Below are 4,732 nucleotides of genomic sequence, written 5' to 3'. Positions count from 1 at the left end.
CGACCACATAATTTCCAGCACTATCATACGTATTCTCCGTCAACACTTCCCCGTCAATTACACGCATGTTATCAAACCAAGCTTTCCCTGTATGCTTGCCACGGAATAGCGTCCAGATTTTCAAGCGCGCAATCGGTTTATCGACGTTCACGGTCACCGCACTACGGTTCCACTCATTCGTTCCCGTTGGGAATGGCGCGTAGAAAGATTTTGTCACACCATCCGTCAAGACTGCCTCGGCCAAAATCGCGTAATCGTTCGATAACTTCTCGCCGCCTGCGGTATTCACCACGTTCTCTGATTTGGACATCGCGGTGACTGTCACATTTTTCGCGGTGGTTTGGTTGAGTACGATTTCTTGTCCATACTTGCTGTCCACGTCCGTCACGGCTGTCCGCACAATGCGTGCCGAGGAGCTATCCGCAAAGCCTTCGGTATCATCGATGGCCATTTTATCCGCGCCTGCGGTCGATCCGCGCCACCAGCCGGTTGCCATCAATTCTGTACTGGCTTCAAAACTACTGTTCAGGACAGGATTAAAGGTCGCCGATGCTTCCCCTTTTTCCAGTTGGACATTGTCAAACCACGCCGTTCCTGTTCCACCCGTCTCTTTATTTTGCTCCACTTCAAGGAAAATGTAGGCTTTCGCTGTCGTTTTCGTGGTCTTAATCGTCAGTTGGCGCTTCGTCCATGGACGGTTCGCCTTCAAATCGCTATACCGGTTGCTCTGCCATGCTTCCCCATCGGTCACGCGTTTCCCTGTCGCATCCTGCAACTCGACATTAAAGAACACATTCGTATCCTTCATATCGCTCGTTTTGATGAGTGCACTCAACGTATACGTGCTATCTGGTTCCAACTCCACGATTTGTTTCCCAGCCGTAAAGCCGCGTCCCGTGGATTTCCCGGTAATCTTCAAGGAAGCCGCGCCACTCACGCCACCTGGTGCTGCCGTGGTTTTGTCCATCGCTACCGTTCCTGTCGCGGTTTGGTACACTTGCGAGAACCATTCCGTCGCGACTAAATCCTTTTCGAAACTTGGATTCGCTAAGATATTATTCGCTGTACTTAGTTCCGCGGTTCCTTTGATTACATTCCCATACTTGTCGTATTGGGAAACCGTCGATGTTGCACCACCGGATTGATCTGTTTCGGATACCGCATCGGCATCGTCATACGCCACCGTCGTCGTTTTATTCTCCGTATCGGTCATGGCGGTCACGTCGTTATTCTCGTTATACGTATAATTCTCCGTCCCATAAGGATCGGTGACTGACGTGACATTTCCATCCGCGTCATACGTATACGTCTCTTCTTGCCCTTTTGGACTTACTTCTTTGATGAGGTTATTCGCCTCATAGCTCGTTGTCGTGCTCAACTTCAAGCCATCCGCATCCACTACGACTTTCTCCGGGTTGCCTGCTTGGTTGTAGGTATACACGGTTTTCTTGCCTTTCGCGTTGACCAGCGTTGCCTCTCGCTTCTCGGGCGCATAGCTCAGTGTCGTCGCTTTGCCAACGGGGTCCGTCACTTTCACGAGTTTTTTATCGGTATACGCGTAAGTCGTTTGATATGGCGTTGCTTCCGTATGCTTCGGATCATAAATCGCTGTCAATAAGCCATCGGTGTACCCATAACGATACGCTTTCCCTCGTGGGGTGGTCGATGCTGTTAATTGTTTCGCGGCATCGTACGTAAAGGTCACGTCCCGATTTTCTGGTCCCGTGATTTTCGTTACTTGGGCACCCCCACCTGCATACCCTAGACTCACTTTCCGGCCAGACGCGTCCGTAATCCCCGTCAACTTCCCACTCGTATACGTGTACGTGAGCACATTGTCGTTTGGATCCTTCTCGGATACCAGTTGTCCTGCCGTGTTAAAGGCCACTTCTGATTTATCCTGCTCTACCATCAAAAAGCCTGTCGCCGTTTTCGTCAGTTCACTATACACACCTGCTGGTGCCTCGTACGTCGTACCTGTTTTCGTAAATAATTGTGTTTTATTATCGGATTCAAACAACATCACATCACCGTTGGCTTGTTCGGCGACGCGCGTTTCCAGTGTACTTGTCCAGCCTTTTCCAAACAAGCCGACTTGGTCATTTTGACTGTTAAACGTTCGGCTAATGTGGATGCTTGGTCCGCGTCCTTCGAGCTCAAAATCTGTCTCGCTGAACAAGAAGTTCCCGTTTGTCGCGTTGACTTCGCCACCAATCACCGGAATGGCTGTCCAATAGTCGACCATCCCTTGTTGCGAACCAACCAGTGGAATCGTTGGCTTGTAAATACCAGAGATAGCACTGGTCGCCTGTTGTCCCGTCTTCGTATACGCCTTGACGCGGAACGCATAGGTTTTTAAATGCCCCAATGTCCCACCAGAATTCGTATACACGGGCGATGGATCTTGTGCTAATTCCGCCCCTTTGCCATCCGTGTGTAGTCCCCAGCCACCTGCGGCCACTTCGGCATTGGTCGGCCATAATCCTTTGTTTTGCGTCGTCCAAGTTGTCTTGTTGCCAACATCAAATTCAACATCCTTTTTCCCATCGAACATCGTGATGATATAGCCTTCTGCGTTCGCGACAGGTGCCCAGTTGACTTGGACATAGCCTGTGTTCGTGCCTGCCAAGTTCGCATAGGCTTTCCCTGTTGGGGTCGCTGGTGTTTCGATGGGCATATACACATCGGTGATATCGGATGTCGGGCTATCCCCACCTGGGAATGTCGCTAAAATCCGTACGATGTATTTTTGTTGGTTTCGTAAGCCAAAGGTACTGCCCGCTTGATAGCCATTTTCGTAGAGTTCCCGCGGATCATTCGCAAATTCGGTACCCTTACCGTCTGTATGGAAATCAAATTCTCCCTCATCGAGCTCGGCTTGTGTTGGGAAAATACCCTTCCCTTTCGAGGTCCAAGATGTCACATTGCCCACAGGGAACTGCTGATAATTATACCCGTTGGACAAAATCACTTTATACCCCGTCGCACCTGGTACCGCATTCCACGCTAAGTCCATGTACCCTGTCCCTGTTCCAGCGCCGTTCGATGTCGTTTTCACCGTCGCTTTGGCCGGTTTGGCGTACGTATACGTCACTTCCAAATACGGCACGTTCGTCCCCGTTTCCGTTGCCGTGAACTTTTTCCAAAAACCTTGCGTGTTCGTCGTATGCAACATGAAACCATAATTCACCCGCGTACCTTGCGCCCAGGCCTGCACGGTATCTTTCACGTTAAAACTCGCCCATTGATCGCGTCCGACATTCGTTTCCGCAATATTCGTCGCGGTTGGCTTCGTATTCCACGTCACCCCAGCCGGCGTCCACGCACTCTTCACCTCATCCAACTTCACCAAGTTCGGTGTGGACGGATAATAATGCCAGGTCGCATAGGCTTTAAACGTCGCTGACTCAATCGACGCCTTCGCTAAAGATGACACATCCGGCTTGATATAGGCGTAATTAATTCCCGTCGTGCCATCGTATTGACCGACAGACATCGTATATTCACCTTGCCCTGCATCCCACAACTTACTGCCGGAGTAGTTCGTCGTTGGATACGCACTCGCAATATGCGCATCGGTCACTTTTTTCAGTTGCACACTCGGATCGATATACACTGGGTACACGCGGTCCTCGGCTTTCAACCAGTCATTATCCGCCACCACTTGCAACGCATACACCGTACTCGTCAACTGCTCCAACTTAAATGCCACGGCATCCGAACTGACGGCGATGCCTGATGTCTCATCTACGTTCGAGTCTGACATGACTGGCTTCGGCAACTCAAATACTACCGCGCCCTTGCGATTCGTAAACTGAATCGAACCAGCTTCCACTTGTGCCACGTTTAATTTCGTGTCCAATCGGAAATTATACTGATTGAATCCATTATATTCGTTCATCACGATGTCTTCCTTCACAGACGTATTAAAATGCAAATTGCGCAAATCTGTGTTCGGTAACACATCTTTAAATCGTGCTTCATTGCCGTCGATGCTCGCTTCTACATCCGTCACGGCTGTTTTTTCTGTCTCGCCTTCTGCCGATTCAAAACCAAACGTAATCGCTTCGTTTCCTTCGCCAAATGTGCTGTATGTCCCTTTTTCCATCTTTGGTAAGAAGCTCGCTTGAATTTCGGTGCGCTCCGCCTCAATGACATCCTCATCCGTTGTCACTAAGTCATTGGATACGCGTTCCCACTCGCCGTCTTCCTTCACATTCACCGGTTCCGTAAAAATCTGTTTCGTGAAAGAACCATTCTGATTATCGTACACAAGCTCATTTTCCGTGCGCTCCTCGACCAATTCCACCGGCTTTGCTTGCGCCGTTGCTTTTGGTGTTGGAACGACCTCTCCCTTTGTTTCCTCCGCGCGTGGTTCCCATGCTGGCAACGTCGAAACGACCAACGCAAAAACCAACCACACTAACAACCCTTTTTTTAGCCATGTCTTCATGTAAAAACTCCTCCGCTTTTTGTCTTTTTTCTTACCCTCTTTTTAGTGAACGCTTCCACTATCCTACCAAAATAACATACGTTATCTTGGAAAACAATGCTTTTTTTCGTTTTTTCTAATAAATTCTTTTTTTTCTTGCATTTCTAAATAGAATGCTATTCTATCCCGCTACAGCATGCATCCATGACTCCAACCTAGCATCTCCACCTTTCTTTATCTCTTATTTAGTATACGAATATATGTTCGTGTTGTAAATAGCAAAAAGTCTCCCAAATTGAA

At 49.0% G+C, this 4,732-nt stretch carries 1 protein-coding gene; it reads right to left on the bottom strand.

Annotated elements, in window-relative coordinates:
- Window positions 1-4,453, bottom strand: a 4,453-nt coding sequence (locus PROCOU_RS16015) for a DNRLRE domain-containing protein (RefSeq protein WP_036074429.1), incomplete at its 3' end; no start/stop codon positions are given.
- Window positions 4,454-4,732 lie beyond the last annotated feature (279 nt).

Origin of the sequence: Listeria rocourtiae FSL F6-920 (genome assembly GCF_000525975.1) — a bacterium.
GTDB lineage: Bacteria > Bacillota > Bacilli > Lactobacillales > Listeriaceae > Listeria_A > Listeria_A rocourtiae.
Note: the sequence above shows the minus strand (reverse complement) of the source record. Positions and strands in the feature narration are given on the sequence as shown.